Here is a 16284-nt window from a genome sequence, read left to right as displayed (position 1 = left end):
GTAATTATTCCTTGTTTTTTGTGTCTATCGTAATAGTTACCGGGCCATCGTTAAGCAGTTCCACTTTCATGTCGGCGCCGAAAATTCCAGTACCCACTTTTTTACCTAGTCTTTGCTCCAAAACCTTCACAAATGCTTCATACATGGGAATGGCCAAATCGGGTTTTGCTGCTTTTATATACGAAGGTCGATTTCCTTTTTTAGTCTGTGCGTGCAACGTAAATTGACTGACCACGATAATATCTCCATCAATATCGGTTACAGAGCGATTCATCACGCCATCTTCATCATTAAAGATTCGAAGATTCAGAACTTTATTCGTAAGCCAATCAATATCGTCCTTGTTGTCGGCATCCTCTATACCCAATAATACCAATAAACCATTTTCAATGGATGAAATCACTTTGCCATCAACGGTAACACTTGCTTTTGAAACTCTTTGTAATACTGTTCTCATTTATCTTTCCCTATACGGATTGTCTTCTTCGCCTGTTAGCATTTGAACATAGCTTCGGTATCGGCTTGCCGCAACTTCATCATGCTCCAAAGCCTCTTTTACCGCACATTTGGGTTCATCCAGGTGGAGACAATTATTGAACTTACATTCGGATTTCAACTTGAAAAATTCTGGAAAATAATCTCCGATTTCGTACTTTTCCATATCCACGATGCCAAACCCCTTTATCCCTGGGGTATCTATGATTCGGGCATCAAAAGACAAATCGTACATCTCGGCAAAGGTGGTGGTGTGCTGTCCTTGCATATGCTGTTCCGATATTTCGGCTGTTTTTAACTTTAAGCCTGGCTCCAGAGCATTGACCAAGGTGGATTTCCCTACACCGGAATGGCCAGCGAACATACTTGTGTTGCCAATCATCAAATCTTTTACCTTGTCCACGTTTTTGCCTTGTTTAGCTTCAATTTGAATGCAGGTATAGCCAATTTTCCGATAAAGGTCCATCAAGTAGTCCACTTCATACTTATCCTCTTCGCTATACACATCCATTTTATTGAAAAGAAGCACTACGGGAATATGGTATGCCTCGGCAGTTACCAAAAATCGGTCTATAAAGCTGGTAAAAGTGGGCGGATTGTTCAACGTTACCAACAGAAAGACCTGATCTAAATTGGATGCGATAATGTGAGTTTGCTTGGAAAGCTTTACAGATCTACGGACAATGTAGTTCTTGCGTTCCCCAATTTTGGAAATCACACCAACCGTCTCATCCCCAATATTTTCCAAATGGAACTCTACATGATCACCAACCGCCACGGGATTGGTGCTTTTAATCCCCTGTGTTCGGAACTTGCCCTTGATACGGCATTCGTAAAACTCTCCATCAGAGGACTTTACAGTATACCAGCTTCCCGTTGATTTATAAACAGTTCCGTTCACTATTTGTTTATATTTTGATTACAAAGAAACAATATTCCTGCTTTTTCGTCGTATATCTTTGTTAACAGTTTTAACGATCATTAACATTTTAATCATGAAGAAAATTATTTTGGCCGCTGTGGTAATACTCGCAGCAACGTTTACCATGAGTGCACAGCAGTACCATGTAGTTACCAGTGTTGAGTCCATAGTGCCCAACGGACTGGGAAGATCTAGAATTATAAATGCCTTGGAGGATAAGGATTATAAGGAGTTTACAAGTGTACAGACCGAAGACGACAATACCAGGAACAAATCCAAAAGGAATGAAATCCGTGTAAAGAATTTCGAGGAAACCAAGCTTTTGAACTTTTATAACATTGGAGGTATCCGGTTCCAAAATATAGCGGCCAATGATGCCTTGATCACTTCCATGATCAACGATATGGTTTCCAACGGATGGGAACTGGCCTTTGTGGTAAGTGGTGTGGAAAGTGAAGGTGGAAAAGGTGATGGACAAGGTATTTTCATTACCCGTTACATCTTCAAAAAATAAATGCTGTACTCACAACTGACAAATAAAAAAAGCCCTCCAATTTTTGGAGGGCTTTTTTTTTGCAGCAACAAGTTTCATTAATCCTTAATGTGGATTCTTCCACCCACAAAGGTTTTTTTATGTACTGTTTCCGGGTTTCCGTAAACATAAACATCCCCACCGGCCTTTACGTTGATATCAACCATTTCCGAAGCAAACACATCCGCTTCGCCCCCGGCAGAAATCTTCACATCCGTTGTAGCGGTCCGTAGTTCCCTTCCTTCAAAGATACCTCCGGTATTCAATACAACTGTCTGGTTTTTTGCCAAACCGGAAGCTTGAACGATACCGCCAGTAACCGCTCTTATCTCGGCATAATCCACATCCATTCCTATACGGATGGTCGCCCCTTCTTGGGCTCGTAGTTCTATTCTACTTTTCTGAACCATCTCGTTACAGGTAATCTGGGAGCCTTCATTACCATCAATTACATCCAGATTGGTGTAGTAGACTTCAATCACGGTGTCCTCGCCCTGAAACTTTTTGTCCAACTGCATTCTAAGTTTCAAGGTCCCATTTTTGTTGGTCCATTTAATGTCGTCAACGTTCCAACCTTTGATCATGATCTTGTTCTCATCGGATTGGATCAAGTTGACCTCGATCAAATCAAAAACTTTGATTTTGTTGAATTCCCCGACTTCCGTATCAATGATTCGTTGTGAAAACATAACCAAGGGAAGTAAAAGGAGGCCTAGTGTGTATATTTTTTTCATGATAAAGTGTTTTTACCTTTCAAAGATGACCTCTATACACTTTTGTTACAGTTTGAACCAAAAAAAACTATTTACAACCTCAAATGTTTTTGAAGCTGCAAATAGTTCTTAAGTCAACCTGATTAAAAATCAGTCTAAGCGTTGATGATCTTTTCTTGGTGATTGATCGATTCCTGGTGGATTGCCTTGAACATTTTCAAAACAAATTCCTCACTCAATCCTCTTTGCTCACCTTCCAAGATCATATTGCCCAATATGGCGTTCCATCGATTGCTTTGAAGCACCGCTACGTTCTTTTGCTTTTTCAACTCTCCAATACCATCGGAAACCTTCATTCTTTTACCCAAAAGATCGATCAACTGGTTGTCCAATATATCTATCTGAGCTCTAAGATTGCTCAAATTGCTCTGGTATTCGGCTTCCTCATTGGTTTCTTTTCTTATGCGTAGATCTTTCATCATCTGAACCAATGTTTTAGGGGTTACCTGTTGGGCAGCATCACTCCATGCGTTGTCCGGATCATAATGCGTTTCAATCATCAGTCCATCAAAGTTCAAGTCCAAAGCAGTTTGAGACACATCAAAAACCATATCCCGCTTCCCTGTAATGTGACTTGGATCGTTGATGATAGGAAGATCAGGGAACTTGGTCTGCAACTCGATGGCCAATTGCCATTCCGGAATATTGCGGTATTTGGTTTTCTCATAAGTGGAGAATCCTCTATGGATTACCCCCAATTTTTCGATATTGGCGGAGTGCAAACGCTCCACAGCGCCCAACCAAAGGGAAAGGTCTGGGTTTACCGGGTTCTTGACCAAAACAATCTTATCCGTTCCCTCCAACGCATCCGCAATTTCCTGAACGATAAATGGACTTACGGTCGATCGCGCCCCAATCCACAAAAGGTCTACATCGTGCTCCAAAGCTAGGTCAACGTGTGCCCTGTTGGCCACTTCGGTAGCCGTTTTCAGTCCTGTTTCTTCTTTTACTTTTTGCAACCACTTCAATCCAATGGCTCCTACTCCTTCAAAATTACCTGGACGAGTTCTTGGTTTCCAGATTCCGGCACGGTAATAGCTCACGTCGGTGTCTTTAAGATCGTGCGCTATTTTCAGCACTTGGTCTTCGGTTTCCGCACTACACGGACCTGCTACTACCAAGGGATGACCCAAATTCATGTCATCCAACCATTTCCTCATTTCCTTTTTGTTTTCCATAATACTCTCTATTTTTTTGTAAGTGGTATTCCTTTTAGTATTTGTTTTATTCTATTTGTATTACTCATTTCTTGGTGGACATTTTCAAAATCGTTGTCCAATATCAATTGTTTGAACGTGGTCAGGTTCTGGATGTATTCTTCCAGGGTTTCCAAAACATTGTCTTTGTTCTGTTCAAAAATGGGGGTCCACATATCGGGTGAACTTTTCGCCAAGCGAACGGTGCTTTCAAAACCACTTCCCGCCATGTCAAAAATATCACGCTCATTTTTTTCTTTATCAATAACCGTCTTTCCCAACATAAAAGCGCTAATGTGTGATAAATGAGAGACGTAGGCGATGTGTTTGTCATGGGCTTCAGGATTCATATATCGAATTCGCATCCCTATATCCTGAAACATGGCCAGTGCTTTTTCCTGAAGTTTGAAGGCTGTTTTTTCAACCTCACAAATTATCATGGTCTTACCGGCATACAATCCTTCCAAAGCTGCTGTTGGTCCTGAAAACTCGGTACCTGCAATGGGGTGGCAGGCCATAAAATTCCTTCGTTTGGGGTGGTCGGCCACTTGCTCACAAATCAAACGTTTGGTCGACCCAGCATCCATTACCACGGTTTCCTCACCAGCGGCATCCAATATTTTGGGCAATTCAGTAACCAAAACATTCACTGGAATACCTACATAGACCATGTCCGCAGTTGCCAAAGACTCGTAATCCCCCTTTATATCTATGACCTGAAGTTTCAAAGCCTCATCCAAATGTGCAACACTTTTGTCCACCCCGATAATTTCTGCTTCGGGATGCAATTTTCTCACATCCTTGGCAAAGGAACCACCTATCAATCCAACTCCTATAATGACTATTTTCATAATCTAAAATCTTTCAATGGCTTCTTCAATCTTCTCTTCTTTCACACAAAGCGAAAAACGAATATAGCCTTCTCCATTACTCCCAAAAATGGTTCCCGGGGCAATGAAGATATCTTTATCGTACAATACCTTGTCTATAAATTCCTCTGACGGTTCAGCGCCTTCGGGCAGCTTGCACCAAACAAACATGCCCACGGCATTTTTATCATAGGTACAGCCCAATTTGTCCGCCAATCGGAACATCAACTCTCTACGTTTGGTATATACCTTGTCCAATGCCTCGAACCATTCGGGACCACTTTGCAAAGCGGCAATCGCCCCTTTTTGAATGCCATAGAACATTCCAGAGTCCATATTGCTTTTCACTTTCAACACCGCGGTGATATGCTCTGCACTTCCCAGAAGCATCCCAACACGCCAACCTGCCATATTAAAGGTCTTGCTCAAACTGTTCAGCTCCAAAGTGCATTCTTTGGCACTCTCTATGGATAAAATACTGGTAGGGTCACTGGACAACACAAAACTATAGGGGTTATCGTTAACCAAAAGAATTTCATTTTTCTGGGCAAAATCCACCAAAGATTTTAATTGCTCCTTGGTCGCAGTTGCCCCTGTGGGCATATGTGGGTAACTTATCCACATCAACTTTACTTTGGACAAATCCCTTTTGGAGAGCTCTTTCAAATCCGGAAACCATCCATTTTCCGCTTTCAAGTCATAAGTGACAGGAGCTCCACCTACCAAATTGGTGACGGATGCGTATGTAGGATACCCGGGATTGGGCAGCAATACCTCATCCCCTTTATTTAAAAAGGCCATGCTGATATGCATAATACCTTCCTTGGATCCCATCAATGGCAAAATTTCGGAAGATGGATCTACGGTCACTTCAAATTTTTGTTGATAGAAGTCCGCAATGGCCTCCCGAAGTTGTGGCAATCCCTGATAGCTCTGATACTGATGTGCCCCGGTCTCGATAATGGAATCCCGAAGGGTTTCCAATACCTGTGGTGATGGTGCCAGATCCGGACTTCCAATCCCCATATTGATGATGGGCTTGCCTTCGGCCATCAATCCCCTGACCTCTCTTAACTTTTTGGAGAAGTAGTATTCCTGTACGGTATTTAATCGGTCTGCTGTTATCATTACAACAATGCATTTTTATATTCTCCCAACACCTTGAAATCCTCCGCCATGATCTGCATCAACGATTTGGTCTTGGCAAAGTGTTCATATTTATCAAAGGTCACGTCAACAAAAAAGGCATATTTCCAAGGGGTCTCGATCACGGGCAATGACTGAATCTTCGTCAGGTTCATATTGCAATCGCTCATCACGTTCAATACCGTGGCCAAACTTCCTCTTTTGTGATCGGTTATAAATCTCAAAGATGCCTTGTTGATTTCCTCTTCGGGCAACACTTTGTTCTGCTTTTTAAGAACTATGAACCTCGTGGAATTGTTCACAATGGTCTGGATATTGTCAGCAATGATTTCCAAATCGTACATTTCGGCAGCCATTTTTGGGGCAATCGCAGCGATATGCTCCAACTTTTCATCTTTGATTCGTTTTGCCGTTTCTGCCGTATCCGCACTTTCCACCAATTTGATTTGTGGATGTGCCTTAAAGAACTCCTTACATTGCAACAATGCCATTGGGTGCGAATGTACCTCTTGAATATCATCAAAAGTTTGCCCTTTCTTAACCATAAGGTTATGATGGATGTTCAGATAGTGCTCCCCTATCACATGGATATTATTGTGATACACCAAATTGTAATTTGGGATAATGGAGCCAGCGATGGAATTCTCAATGGCCATAATGCCCTTGTCCGCTGCACCTATCATCAGATTGTCGATAACAGCATCAAAAGAGTTGCACTCGATCAACTCAATTTGATTTCCAAAAAAATCCGTGGCAACCTGATGATGGTTGGAACCCTTTATTCCTTGTATAGCGACTTTTAATTCCATTGCAAAAAAAAAGCCCCGATGTATCGGGACTTTATAAATTGGTTATACTTTAAACGTATCTATAATAGTCCCGTTCCTCTTTGAAAAAAGAAGTAAAAATAAAAACGGTTCCAGAAATACGTGTTTGTCATCTCATTGTTAATTGTCGGCTAATTTAGGTATTCAATCGGAAACACACAGACATTCCTAAATTTTTTTTGATTTTTTTCAAAAACAACATTTTCACTGCACATTATTTTACAGAAACCATTCTTTTTTAAGAATTCCTATTTTCCTATTGATTTCAAAACCATAATCCCTTGTTTTTGAAACCCAAGGAAAAGAACAACTAAAAGTGTATTTTTGGAATCATCAAATTCAGTTTGAATGTCAATTACCGTACAGAACATCACAAAAACCTTTGGCTCACAAAAAGCATTGAACAATGTTTCCTTTACCATCAACAAGGGAGAAGTAGTTGGTTTTTTAGGGCCTAATGGTGCCGGAAAGTCCACCATGATGCGGATTTTGACCACCTATTATAAAGCGGACAATGGAGATGCCTCCGTAAACGGGTTCGATGTTTTGGAAGCTGAAAAAGATGTTCAGAAAAGCATCGGGTATTTGCCGGAACACAATCCACTGTACTTGGAGATGTACGTTAAGGAATACTTGGCCTTCAATGCTGATGTCTACAACGTGGATAAGTCCAAAATCAATGATGTGATTCAACAGACAGGCTTATCTCCCGAAGCCCACAAGAAAATCGGACAGTTATCCAAAGGATACCGTCAGCGTGTTGGGCTGGCCGCAGCACTGCTCCACGACCCAGAAGTTTTGATTCTTGATGAGCCCACTACGGGTCTCGACCCCAACCAATTGATCGAGATCCGAAAGCTGATTCGTGAAATTGGCAAGGAAAAAACCATTTTGCTCTCCACACATATTATGAAAGAAGTGGAAGCGGTCTGTGACCGGGTCATCATCATCAGCAAAGGAGAATTGGTGGCCGACAAAAAACTGGAAGAACTCCGTGAAGCCGAAGAACAGATCATTGAGGTCGAGTTCGATTATCGTGTAGAAGAACAATTAATTCAACAAATGCCCAATGTTTCACACGTAAAAAACACCGGTGGATTTGTCTACGAGATCACTTTTGGCACTTCAAAGGACATGAGGCCCGCTGTTTTTGATTTTGCTCACGACAACAAACTAAAGACCCTACAACTCAGCAGAAAGAACAAAAATCTGGAGAGCTTGTTTACCGAACTTACGTCTTAACTTTCCATTTATCCGAACAGATGGAACAACTGCCTAAAATGGAGTGGAAAACGGTTTCAAAAATGGTACTTTTGCGGTTCAGAAGAAAATGGACCTATGAAGAAGAACAACGCCAGATTGGAACTTTCAACAGAAGAAATGAAAAGCTATGGATATCAGATTGTTGATGCCATAGTGGAACATCATGCCACCCAGCACAAAAAATTGCCTGTTGCCCTGGGTTCAAGGGAAGAAATGGACTCTTTGTTTTTGGAGGAAGCCCCCGAACAAGGTTCGGACCCGACCCAAGTACTCGATTTTGTACTGGAAAAAGTGATGACCAATAGTGCCAATATGGCTCACCCAAGGTCGTTTTCATTTGTTCCCGGCCCTAGCAACTATGTTAGCGTAATGGCCGATGCCTTGGCCACTGGATATAATATTTTCTCTGGTGGGTGGGCTGCAAGTCCAGCTGCTGCTGAACTGGAGATCGTGACCATTCAATGGCTGTTGAAGATCTTCGGTTTCCCCAAGAAAAAAGGGGGTGGCATCTTTACCAGCGGAGGATCTATGGCCAACCTCACGGCCGTTGTTACCGCTCGAAGAATCAAATGTGGTGATGATTTTTCCAAAGCGATCATCTATCTGTCCGATCAAGCACATTCTTCCAACATTAAGGCCATTCGGGTGCTTGGCTTTAAAAAAGAACAGATACGAATCATACCAACGGACAACGAACTCAAGTTTTCGGTAAACAAATTGAAAAACTGTATTGCCAAGGACAGGCTGGAAGGTCTTTACCCTTTTTGTTTGATTGCCACTGCGGGAACAACCAATACAGGTACGGTAGACCCTTTAGTGGAATTGGGGAAAATATGCAAGAAAGAGGATATCTGGTTCCATATTGATGGCGCCTATGGCGGAGCCGCCATCTTGTCCCAAAAAGGAAAACAGGCCATGAAAGGCATTGAAAAGGCTGATTCCTTGACTGTAGATCCGCATAAATGGTTCTTCCAGCCATATGAAATGGGATGCCTTTTGGTGCGAAACCACAAAAACCTGAGCAACACCTTTACGGAGAAGCCCGAATATTTGAGGGATATCGAAGGGAATACTTCCGAAATCAATTTCTATGATCACGGTATTCAACTAACGCGAAGATTCCGTGCGCTGAAGTTTTACATGTCCTTAAAAACCTTTGGTTTAAAGGAATTCCGGGACGCCATCACTTACAATATCGATTTGGCGGAAGAAGTGGAAACGATGCTTCGGGGAAGTAAAAGTTGGGAAGTCGTGTTTCCAGCGACCTTGGCGGTCATCAATTTTAGATACAACCCTATCAACAAAAAGTACTCGGAAAAAGAGCTGGACAAGATCAACCAGTACATTTCTGGCAAAGTGGTGGATTCGCGCAAAGCTTTGCTTGTTACTACTATTTTAAATGGACAGATCGTGCTTCGAATGTGCCTGATCAACCCTAGAACAACGATGAAGGACGTGACCGATACTTTTGACCTTTGCAAAAAATATGCTTTGGAAATTGAGGGGCAGTTGGCGAGCCAAGTCTAAGCTAGTCCTTCGAAAACAGCATCGATCGCCTCATCCAAAACAGGTTGCACCTTTGGGTCGGTACAATTTATCAGAATAGCAACAACTTTTTCTTGTTCCGGATATATAAAAAGATTAGTGTAAGATCCTACGCTATTACCCACGTGACCAACAAACGCCCTACCGTTTGCATCTTGGCTGACCTGAAACCCAAGACCATAATATGTGGGCTTACCTTCAATGATTTGTGAAGTCAGTAATTGTTCGTAGGTTTTCTTTTTGAGCAATTTTCGTTCTAAAATGGCCTGACCCAGTTTGGCTACATCCTCGCAGGTGGATAAATATCCTCCACCAGCCAATTTGTATTTATTGTTTACGGGAACAGCTTTGTTAAAGCACGTCGCACGTTTGGTATAGAATTCCGTTTTGTTCTCCACTGTGCTCGAACTGACATCGAAATCCACAGGGGAAAAGGTATTTTTCAATCCCAAGGGCATCAAAATATGTTCTCTCACATATTCGTTAAACGGAACACCACGTGCTTCCTGCATCGCCAAGGACAACAATACAAAGTCAAAACTGTTGTAGAGATAGCTGGTGCCAGGTTCAAAAAACAAAGGATCGTTTTTAAAGACCTCTATTCCATCTTTGATGGAATAATCTTGATTCAGGGCATATTCTTTCCCTCGGTACCCTCGAATGCCGGCGATATGACTTGCCAATTGACGTAGTGTGAAATCGTATTTCTTTTTAGGGTAGTAAGGTACATAGGTGTAGAAGGATTCATCCAAATCCACGATACCATCTTCCTCCATTTTGCCTAAGGCCAATCCTGTGATGCATTTGGATATGCTTGCGATTCGAAAGACGGTATTTTTAGGGTGCACCCGGATTCTTTTATCAATGTTGGCAAAACCATAGCCTTTTCCAAGCACCTGTTCACCTTGATGCAAAACGGTCACGGCCAAACCTGGCACTTTTTCTTCCGCCACCAAATTATGAAAAAGAACATCTGCTTTACCAAGGCCTTGAAGCCCCTCCAATGATTTGATCTTTGGAAATGGGGAAAACAATTTTTTGATATGTGCGAATAGATTTCCCAAATACTCGATTTGAATTTCGAAATTAACGAGAAATATTAAAGTCGCTGAAGATTAATGTCATAGTTTGAAGCGACATCAGTCTTCAAAAATCAGTCTGCCCGTAAATAACTCTTCGACATCCACCTCGGGAGGAGTATTTACACTGATGATATTTCCCGTTCCTCGAATTACACCACCCAATCGTTGCTGTGGATTCACAAAAACATCATTGGAGCCTCTGTGGTTTACCGTTACATTCTCTGAATCAAGCTCTCCTGCTTCGATTCTGGAATCTCCGGCAGCAACATTCACATTGAAATTATCCGTATTTCCTTGAAGCTTGAAATAGGCTATCCCGTTCACTGTAATTCTGATGGTGGTTGAATTCAAATTCAAATCAAAAGAACCATCCGTGGTTTCGGTTTCTGGGTTCGAATAGCTTTCAGCCAATAGGGTGAGGTTTGGGTAATTCAGAACCCCATCACTGGAAATCAACAAACCTGTGCTACTACGAATTTCCGTAATGTCAGGGGAAGTAACGTATACCGTGGTCAAACCGTAATCCCGAACATAATTACAACTGTTTTCATTGTGGAGCACTAGGCGGTTATCCTCCACTACGGCAGAAACATCGCTTAAAAGATATTCCCCAGTTTCCACTTCTACCTGGTGTACATTACCTTGTTTCAAAACTACTTTCAGGTTTTCAAAAACGGTAATGGCACTAAATTCCGAAACATCAACAGGCCGCCTTACCATTTCGCCTGCGTTTTGAAAACAATCGGGCACATTATCTCCGTTACAGGAAATCAGTAATAGAGATAGTACCAATAAAAAGAACCTCTCGACTGCACTCGAGGTGACATCAACTCTCCTATAAAATTTTATCAATACCAACATCTCAATTCTTAATACTACAATCGTATCCCTATTCCAAATTCAATAGCCTCTGCTTTGGCCCCATGTGATTTTAAGGTCACCGCTCCGAATATTTTATCACCAAAATATCGTTTCAAACCGATTCTATTATACATCCTCCCTTCAAAATCAAAAGGATAGTAGACATAGTACCCCAATTGGGTCACTACGCTGAGCTTGTTCACAAAAAGTTCGTGACCCAAAAACACCCCTACGCGTTTGTAATCGGTATCAGGTGCCACATCCAATTCAGGAAAAGAAATGGATTGATAGCGTATCAACTCCTTTAGGAAATTGGAGAAAAACACATCCGTTCCCAACTGAATGGCACTTCGGTTCCCCAAGCGCTTATCGGCATAGGCAGAAACAATGGCGAAGCCGTACCGGCCCATATTGATCACATCACTCTCGTTGGCTCCCCCTCTGAGCACCAAATTATAACGAATCGGTTCGGTTATTTTCTCTTTAGCCTTGGGTTCCAAATATTCAAAGGTTGTATCCTTGTTCAAATCGTAAGTCAGACCAAAGTTGACAGCCATGGTATTGGTTGAGGTATTCGGAGCCTTAAAATTAGCATTGGAATAGTGCAAAAGAGAGATTCCTGCCTTAAAACCCAGTCCTGCCACAATATTTTCCCTGTGATAGTTGAACATGAGCATGGTGGAACTCAACAAGTGACTCCCATAGGCATTGTTCCTAAAGTTTTCAGTTCTATCGTATGGATTGGTATTATAAGAAACACCCTGTGCCACCCTAAATTGAAGGTTTCGCTTGAAAAAATAGAAATTATAGTGCGCGTACAGCCCAAAATGCTTTCCCAGCGTGGAATTATTCATGTCCTGATAGACGAAGGAAAAACCTGTATCTGGATAGCCCAAATCGGCTTCCCAGTCCTCATGACCGAAACGCCTTCTGTTAAAACCTACGATAACCCCTCCGGGATGATTAGTAATCAAGTGGGAAATATCTGGATTGTGCAATAGCACCGAGCCATAAAATTGACTCACATCCAAGGTATATTTTTTTGTTGCATCCCCAACTTGAGAGAATCCAAAGCAAAAGCATAACAGCAAAACCGGATAAAGTAGGTGCCTCATGGGGCGCTAAAGTAGGAAATTAAAAAAGTTCCTTGGCTATGGCCTTTACATTATCTGATTTTCCCATGGAATAATAGTGCAATACGGGCACGCCGGCATCCCTAAGTTCCTTGGACTGTTGAATGGCCCATTCCACCCCTACTTGACGCACCGCCATGTTATCCTTGCAGGCCTCAACGGCATCAATCAAATCTTGAGGAAGGTCAATGCTGAAAACATGGGGCAACAATTGCAAATGACGTTTTACAGCAATCGGCTTGATTCCGGGGATAATCGGTACATCAATGCCCATCTCACGAGCTGCTTCAACAAAAGCAAAAAACTTTTGATTGTCGAAAAACATTTGGGTCACTACATAATCGGCTCCCAACTCCACTTTTTGCTTCAAGCGTTTAAGGTCAGATTGCAGGGATGGTGCTTCCATGTGTTTCTCTGGATAACCCGCCACACCAATACAGAAACCACCCAAACTATTGGATTCAATGGTATCGTGCAAATAGTTTCCCTGATTGATATTCTGTATTTGCTCCACCAAATCGGTGGCGTATTGATGCCCGCCTTTGGTGGGGGTAAAATACTTCTCTTCTTTACGGGCATCTCCCCGAAGTGCCATTACATTGTCTATCTCCAAATATTGGCAATCCACCAAAAGATATTCGGTCTCTTCTTTGGTAAAACCACCACAAAGAACATGGGGCACGGTGTCCACATCGTACTTGTGCTTCAACGAGGCACAAATACCCAATGTTCCCGGACGTGTTCGTGTTATCCTTTTTTCCAACAACCCATCTTTCTCCTTGTACACATATTCCTCTCGGGAGGTCGTCACATCAATAAATGGAGGCTTGAACTCCATCAAGGGGTCGATGTTTTTGTACAACTCTTGGATACTCTTTCCTTTTACGGGCGGTACAATTTCAAAACTGAAAAGTGTTTCTCCGTTTGCCTTTTTTATGTGGTCGGTAATTTTCATCGGTTATTCATCAACAATATTGGGAGCCAGCCACTTTTGGGCTTTTTCCAAATTTATATTTTTTCGCTCAGCAAAGTCCTCAACTTGGTCCTGCTTTATTTTTCCCAGTCCAAAATACTTGGCTTCAGGATGTCCAAAATAGTAGCCACTGACACTTGCAGCAGGCCACATGGCCAAACTATCCGTGAGTTTTACACCTATCTGTTCCTCTACCTTCATCATTTCCCAAATCGTCAATTTTTCCAGATGGTCGGGACAAGCAGGATAACCAGGTGCTGGACGGATTCCTCGATATTTTTCTTTAATGAGTTCAGTGTTATCCAAATCTTCATCAACCGCGTAGCCCCAGTATTTCGTTCGCACCTCCTTGTGCAGGTACTCAGCAAAGGCTTCCGCGAATCGATCCGCCAAGGCTTTGATCATAATGGAATTGTAATCATCGTGGTTCCTCTCGAACTCAGCGGCCAATTCCTGCGTACCAAATCCGGTACTCACACAAAAACAACCGATGTAATCCTGAATCCCTGAATCTTTGGGGACGATAAAATCCGCCAAGGCGATATTGGGAACCCCTTCGCGCTTTTTCAATTGTTGGCGAAGTGTCCTGAAAACAAAGGTCCCCCCATCCTTTTCAACTTCAATATCATCATCATTAATTTGATTGGCCGGAAACAATCCGAATACGGCCTTGGCCTTCAAGAGTTTTTTATCCAAAATACGTTTCAGCAATACCTTGGCATCCTCAAATAGTTCCTTGGCCTGCTCCCCAACGACCTTATCCGTCAAAATATCGGGATATTTTCCGTGCAGGTCCCAACTTCGGAAGAATGGCGACCAATCGATAAACTCCTTCAATTGGGTCAAATCAAAATCTTCCCATACTTCAATGCCCAACTGATTTGGTTTTTTGATATCCGATGAATTCCAGTCAATTTTAAGTTTGTTTTCACGTGCTTGCCCCAAGCTCAAGTATTCTTTTTGCTTACCTCGCTTTAAAAATTTCTCCCTGAAACTCTCGTAGTCCAGTTTGATGGAATTTTTATACTTGACAGCGGTTTCATCTTGAAGCAAATCGCCCACTACCGTTACCGCCCTTGAGGCATCATTCACATGCACCACGGAATGACTGTATTGTGGATCAATCTTAACTGCGGTATGTGCTTTGCTTGTGGTTGCACCTCCAATCAAAAGCGGGACCTCAAAGTTTTGACGCTCCATTTCCTTGGCCAAGAACACCATCTCATCCAATGATGGAGTAATCAGTCCGCTCAAGCCGATAATATCCACTTGTTCTTCCTTGGCTTTGTTGATGATTTTTTCCGGTGGCACCATCACACCCATATCAACTATCTCATAATTGTTACAGGCCAATACCACGCTCACGATGTTCTTTCCGATATCGTGAACATCGCCTTTTACGGTTGCCATCAAAATTTTTCCAGCCGCCTTGGCATTTTTATCTTTTGATGCTTCAATATAGGGAGTGAGGTAGGCTACGGCCTTTTTCATTACCCGGGCGGATTTTACCACTTGTGGTAAAAACATTTTTCCGCTTCCGAACAAATCCCCAACAACATTCATCCCTGTCATTAGGTTCCCCTCGATTACATGCAGGGGTTTAGCAGCTTGTTGACGGGCTTCCTCAACATCTTCAATGATGTATTGATCAATACCTTTGACCAAGGCACGGGTAATTCTATCTTGAAGCGGTTCGTCCCTCCACGATAAATCCACCTTGCTTTCCTTGGCTGTTCCCACAACAGTTTCTGCAAATTCCAACAAACGCTCAGTGGCATCATCCCTTCGGTTGAGCAGCACATCTTCCACATGCTCCAACAAGTCTTTGGGAATATCATCGTAGACCTCCAACATCGTCGGGTTCACGATTCCCATATTCATACCCGCTTTAATCGCATGAAACAGGAAGGCGGAGTGCATGGCCTCACGAACAGGATTGTTCCCCCGAAATGAGAAGGAAACATTGCTCACACCTCCGCTAACGCTACAATAGGGAAGGTTTTCACGTACCCAACGTGTTCCCTCGATATAATCTATGGCGTTGTTTTTATGTTCGTCCATTCCCGTGCCCACAGGAAAAATATTGAGGTCAAAAATGATGTCCTCGGGAGGGAAATTCACTTCGTTGACCAAAATATCATAGGAACGTTTGGCTATTTCGATTCGGCGTTCGTAGGTATCTGCCTGCCCCACCTCATCGAAGGCCATGACGATAACTGCGGCTCCATAACGCTTAATCAGTTTTGCATGGTGGACAAACTCTTCTTTTCCTTCTTTAAGACTGATGGAATTGACGACACATTTTCCTTGCACCACCTGCAGCCCAGCTTCAATAATTTCCCACTTGGAGCTATCGATCATAATGGGTACTCGGGCAATATCCGGTTCGGCAACAATCAAGTTCAAGAACTTGACCATGGCTTCCTTACCATCAATCAGACCATCATCCATATTGATGTCGATAATCTGGGCACCGCCTTCTACTTGTTCGCGGGCAATGTCCAAAGCCTCATCGAACTTTTCTTCCTTGATCAGTCTCAAAAACCGTTTAGATCCTGCCACATTGGTACGTTCCCCCACGTTGATGAAATTGCTTTCCGGAGTTACGACCAAGGGCTCGAGGCCACTCAGTTTCAAATATCGTTGTTCGTTGTTCTCTGCCATAAA

At 42.6% G+C, this 16284-nt stretch carries 15 protein-coding genes; 3 read left to right on the top strand and 12 right to left on the bottom strand.

Annotated elements, in window-relative coordinates; all coding sequences use genetic code 11:
• Positions 1-4 precede the first annotated feature (4 nt).
• Positions 5-457 carry a D-aminoacyl-tRNA deacylase gene (dtd, locus tag EO132_RS13450; RefSeq protein WP_127138360.1) on the bottom strand — a complete coding sequence of 151 codons (453 nt, stop codon included), beginning with the start codon at positions 455-457 and terminating at the stop codon, positions 5-7.
• Entirely contained in the window at positions 458-1396 is a 939-nt protein-coding gene (gene rsgA / locus EO132_RS13445; RefSeq protein WP_127138359.1) for a ribosome small subunit-dependent GTPase A, read from the bottom strand.
• A 94-nt stretch (positions 1397-1490) separates the two neighbouring features.
• Here rsgA and EO132_RS13440 point away from each other — a divergent pair, with 94 nt between their 5' ends.
• On the top strand, positions 1491-1931 hold the full coding sequence (locus tag EO132_RS13440) for a hypothetical protein (protein WP_127138358.1): 441 nt from the start codon (positions 1491-1493) through the stop codon (positions 1929-1931).
• A 77-nt stretch (positions 1932-2008) separates the two neighbouring features.
• On the opposite strand, the gene EO132_RS13435 is transcribed toward EO132_RS13440, so the two are convergent.
• From EO132_RS13435 to EO132_RS13415, 5 genes are all read right to left on the bottom strand, one after another.
• Positions 2009-2683 carry a head GIN domain-containing protein gene (locus EO132_RS13435; RefSeq protein WP_127138357.1) on the bottom strand — a complete coding sequence of 225 codons (675 nt, stop codon included), beginning with the start codon at positions 2681-2683 and terminating at the stop codon, positions 2009-2011.
• 134 nt (positions 2684-2817) lie between these two features.
• Entirely contained in the window at positions 2818-3900 is a 1083-nt protein-coding gene (locus EO132_RS13430; RefSeq protein WP_127138356.1) for a bifunctional 3-deoxy-7-phosphoheptulonate synthase/chorismate mutase type II, read from the bottom strand.
• An 8-nt stretch (positions 3901-3908) separates the two neighbouring features.
• The gene (locus tag EO132_RS13425) at positions 3909-4769 is read right to left on the bottom strand and encodes a prephenate dehydrogenase (protein ID WP_127138355.1); all 861 of its coding nucleotides are present in this window, start codon (positions 4767-4769) and stop codon (positions 3909-3911) included.
• A gap of 3 nt (positions 4770-4772) precedes the next feature.
• A complete protein-coding gene (locus EO132_RS13420) occupies positions 4773-5915 on the bottom strand; it encodes a pyridoxal phosphate-dependent aminotransferase (RefSeq protein ID WP_127138354.1) in 1143 nt (380 codons plus the stop codon).
• Positions 5915-6742, bottom strand: coding sequence for a prephenate dehydratase (locus EO132_RS13415; protein WP_127138353.1), 828 nt, complete (start codon positions 6740-6742; stop codon positions 5915-5917). The genes EO132_RS13420 and EO132_RS13415 overlap by 1 nt, the downstream gene beginning before the upstream one ends.
• Before the next feature lie 366 nt (positions 6743-7108).
• Here EO132_RS13415 and gldA point away from each other — a divergent pair, with 366 nt between their 5' ends.
• Both gldA and EO132_RS13405 read left to right on the top strand, forming a co-directional pair.
• Complete coding sequence (gene gldA, locus EO132_RS13410) at positions 7109-8002, top strand: gliding motility-associated ABC transporter ATP-binding subunit GldA (protein ID WP_127138352.1); 894 nt, start codon at positions 7109-7111, stop codon at positions 8000-8002.
• Between the two features lie 96 nt (positions 8003-8098).
• Complete coding sequence (locus tag EO132_RS13405; RefSeq protein ID WP_127138351.1) at positions 8099-9550, top strand: pyridoxal phosphate-dependent decarboxylase family protein; 1452 nt, start codon at positions 8099-8101, stop codon at positions 9548-9550.
• Here the strand turns inward: EO132_RS13405 and EO132_RS13400 are convergent.
• The 5 genes from EO132_RS13400 to metH all read right to left on the bottom strand — a co-directional run bounded on the left by EO132_RS13400 (position 9547) and on the right by metH (position 16281).
• Positions 9547-10632 (bottom strand): serine hydrolase domain-containing protein, encoded by a 1086-nt coding sequence (locus EO132_RS13400; protein ID WP_127138350.1) that lies wholly within the window; start codon positions 10630-10632, stop codon positions 9547-9549. The two genes, EO132_RS13405 and EO132_RS13400, sit on opposite strands and share 4 nt — an antisense overlap.
• 75 nt (positions 10633-10707) lie before the next feature.
• On the bottom strand, positions 10708-11370 hold the full coding sequence (locus EO132_RS13395) for a head GIN domain-containing protein (protein WP_235856463.1): 663 nt from the start codon (positions 11368-11370) through the stop codon (positions 10708-10710).
• 155 nt (positions 11371-11525) lie between these two features.
• Positions 11526-12626: an acyloxyacyl hydrolase gene (locus EO132_RS13390; protein ID WP_127138348.1), complete on the bottom strand. Its 1101-nt coding sequence runs from the start codon at positions 12624-12626 to the stop codon at positions 11526-11528.
• A 19-nt stretch (positions 12627-12645) separates the two neighbouring features.
• A complete protein-coding gene (gene metF / locus EO132_RS13385) occupies positions 12646-13599 on the bottom strand; it encodes a methylenetetrahydrofolate reductase [NAD(P)H] (RefSeq protein WP_127138347.1) in 954 nt (317 codons plus the stop codon).
• Between the two features lie 3 nt (positions 13600-13602).
• Positions 13603-16281: a methionine synthase gene (metH, locus tag EO132_RS13380; RefSeq protein ID WP_127138346.1), complete on the bottom strand. Its 2679-nt coding sequence runs from the start codon at positions 16279-16281 to the stop codon at positions 13603-13605.
• Between the last annotated feature and the right edge of the window lie 3 nt (positions 16282-16284).

Source organism: Flagellimonas oceanensis (assembly GCF_003992595.1).
Lineage (GTDB): Bacteria > Bacteroidota > Bacteroidia > Flavobacteriales > Flavobacteriaceae > Flagellimonas > Flagellimonas oceanensis.
Note: the sequence above shows the minus strand (reverse complement) of the source record. Positions and strands in the feature narration are given on the sequence as shown.

Coding starts and splice junctions, on each gene's coding strand:
- dtd (WP_127138360.1), bottom strand. CDS start 457: ATGAGAACAGTATTACAAAGAGTTTCAAAAGCAAGTGTTACCGTTGAT.
- EO132_RS13440 (WP_127138358.1), top strand. CDS start 1,491: ATGAAGAAAATTATTTTGGCCGCTGTGGTAATACTCGCAGCAACGTTT.
- EO132_RS13435 (WP_127138357.1), bottom strand. CDS start 2,683: ATGAAAAAAATATACACACTAGGCCTCCTTTTACTTCCCTTGGTTATG.
- EO132_RS13430 (WP_127138356.1), bottom strand. CDS start 3,900: ATGGAAAACAAAAAGGAAATGAGGAAATGGTTGGATGACATGAATTTG.
- EO132_RS13425 (WP_127138355.1), bottom strand. CDS start 4,769: ATGAAAATAGTCATTATAGGAGTTGGATTGATAGGTGGTTCCTTTGCC.
- EO132_RS13420 (WP_127138354.1), bottom strand. CDS start 5,915: ATGATAACAGCAGACCGATTAAATACCGTACAGGAATACTACTTCTCC.
- EO132_RS13415 (WP_127138353.1), bottom strand. CDS start 6,742: ATGGAATTAAAAGTCGCTATACAAGGAATAAAGGGTTCCAACCATCAT.
- gldA (WP_127138352.1), top strand. CDS start 7,109: ATGTCAATTACCGTACAGAACATCACAAAAACCTTTGGCTCACAAAAA.
- EO132_RS13405 (WP_127138351.1), top strand. CDS start 8,099: ATGAAGAAGAACAACGCCAGATTGGAACTTTCAACAGAAGAAATGAAA.
- EO132_RS13395 (WP_235856463.1), bottom strand. CDS start 11,370: ATGGTAAGGCGGCCTGTTGATGTTTCGGAATTTAGTGCCATTACCGTT.
- EO132_RS13390 (WP_127138348.1), bottom strand. CDS start 12,626: ATGAGGCACCTACTTTATCCGGTTTTGCTGTTATGCTTTTGCTTTGGA.
- metF (WP_127138347.1), bottom strand. CDS start 13,599: ATGAAAATTACCGACCACATAAAAAAGGCAAACGGAGAAACACTTTTC.
- metH (WP_127138346.1), bottom strand. CDS start 16,281: ATGGCAGAGAACAACGAACAACGATATTTGAAACTGAGTGGCCTCGAG.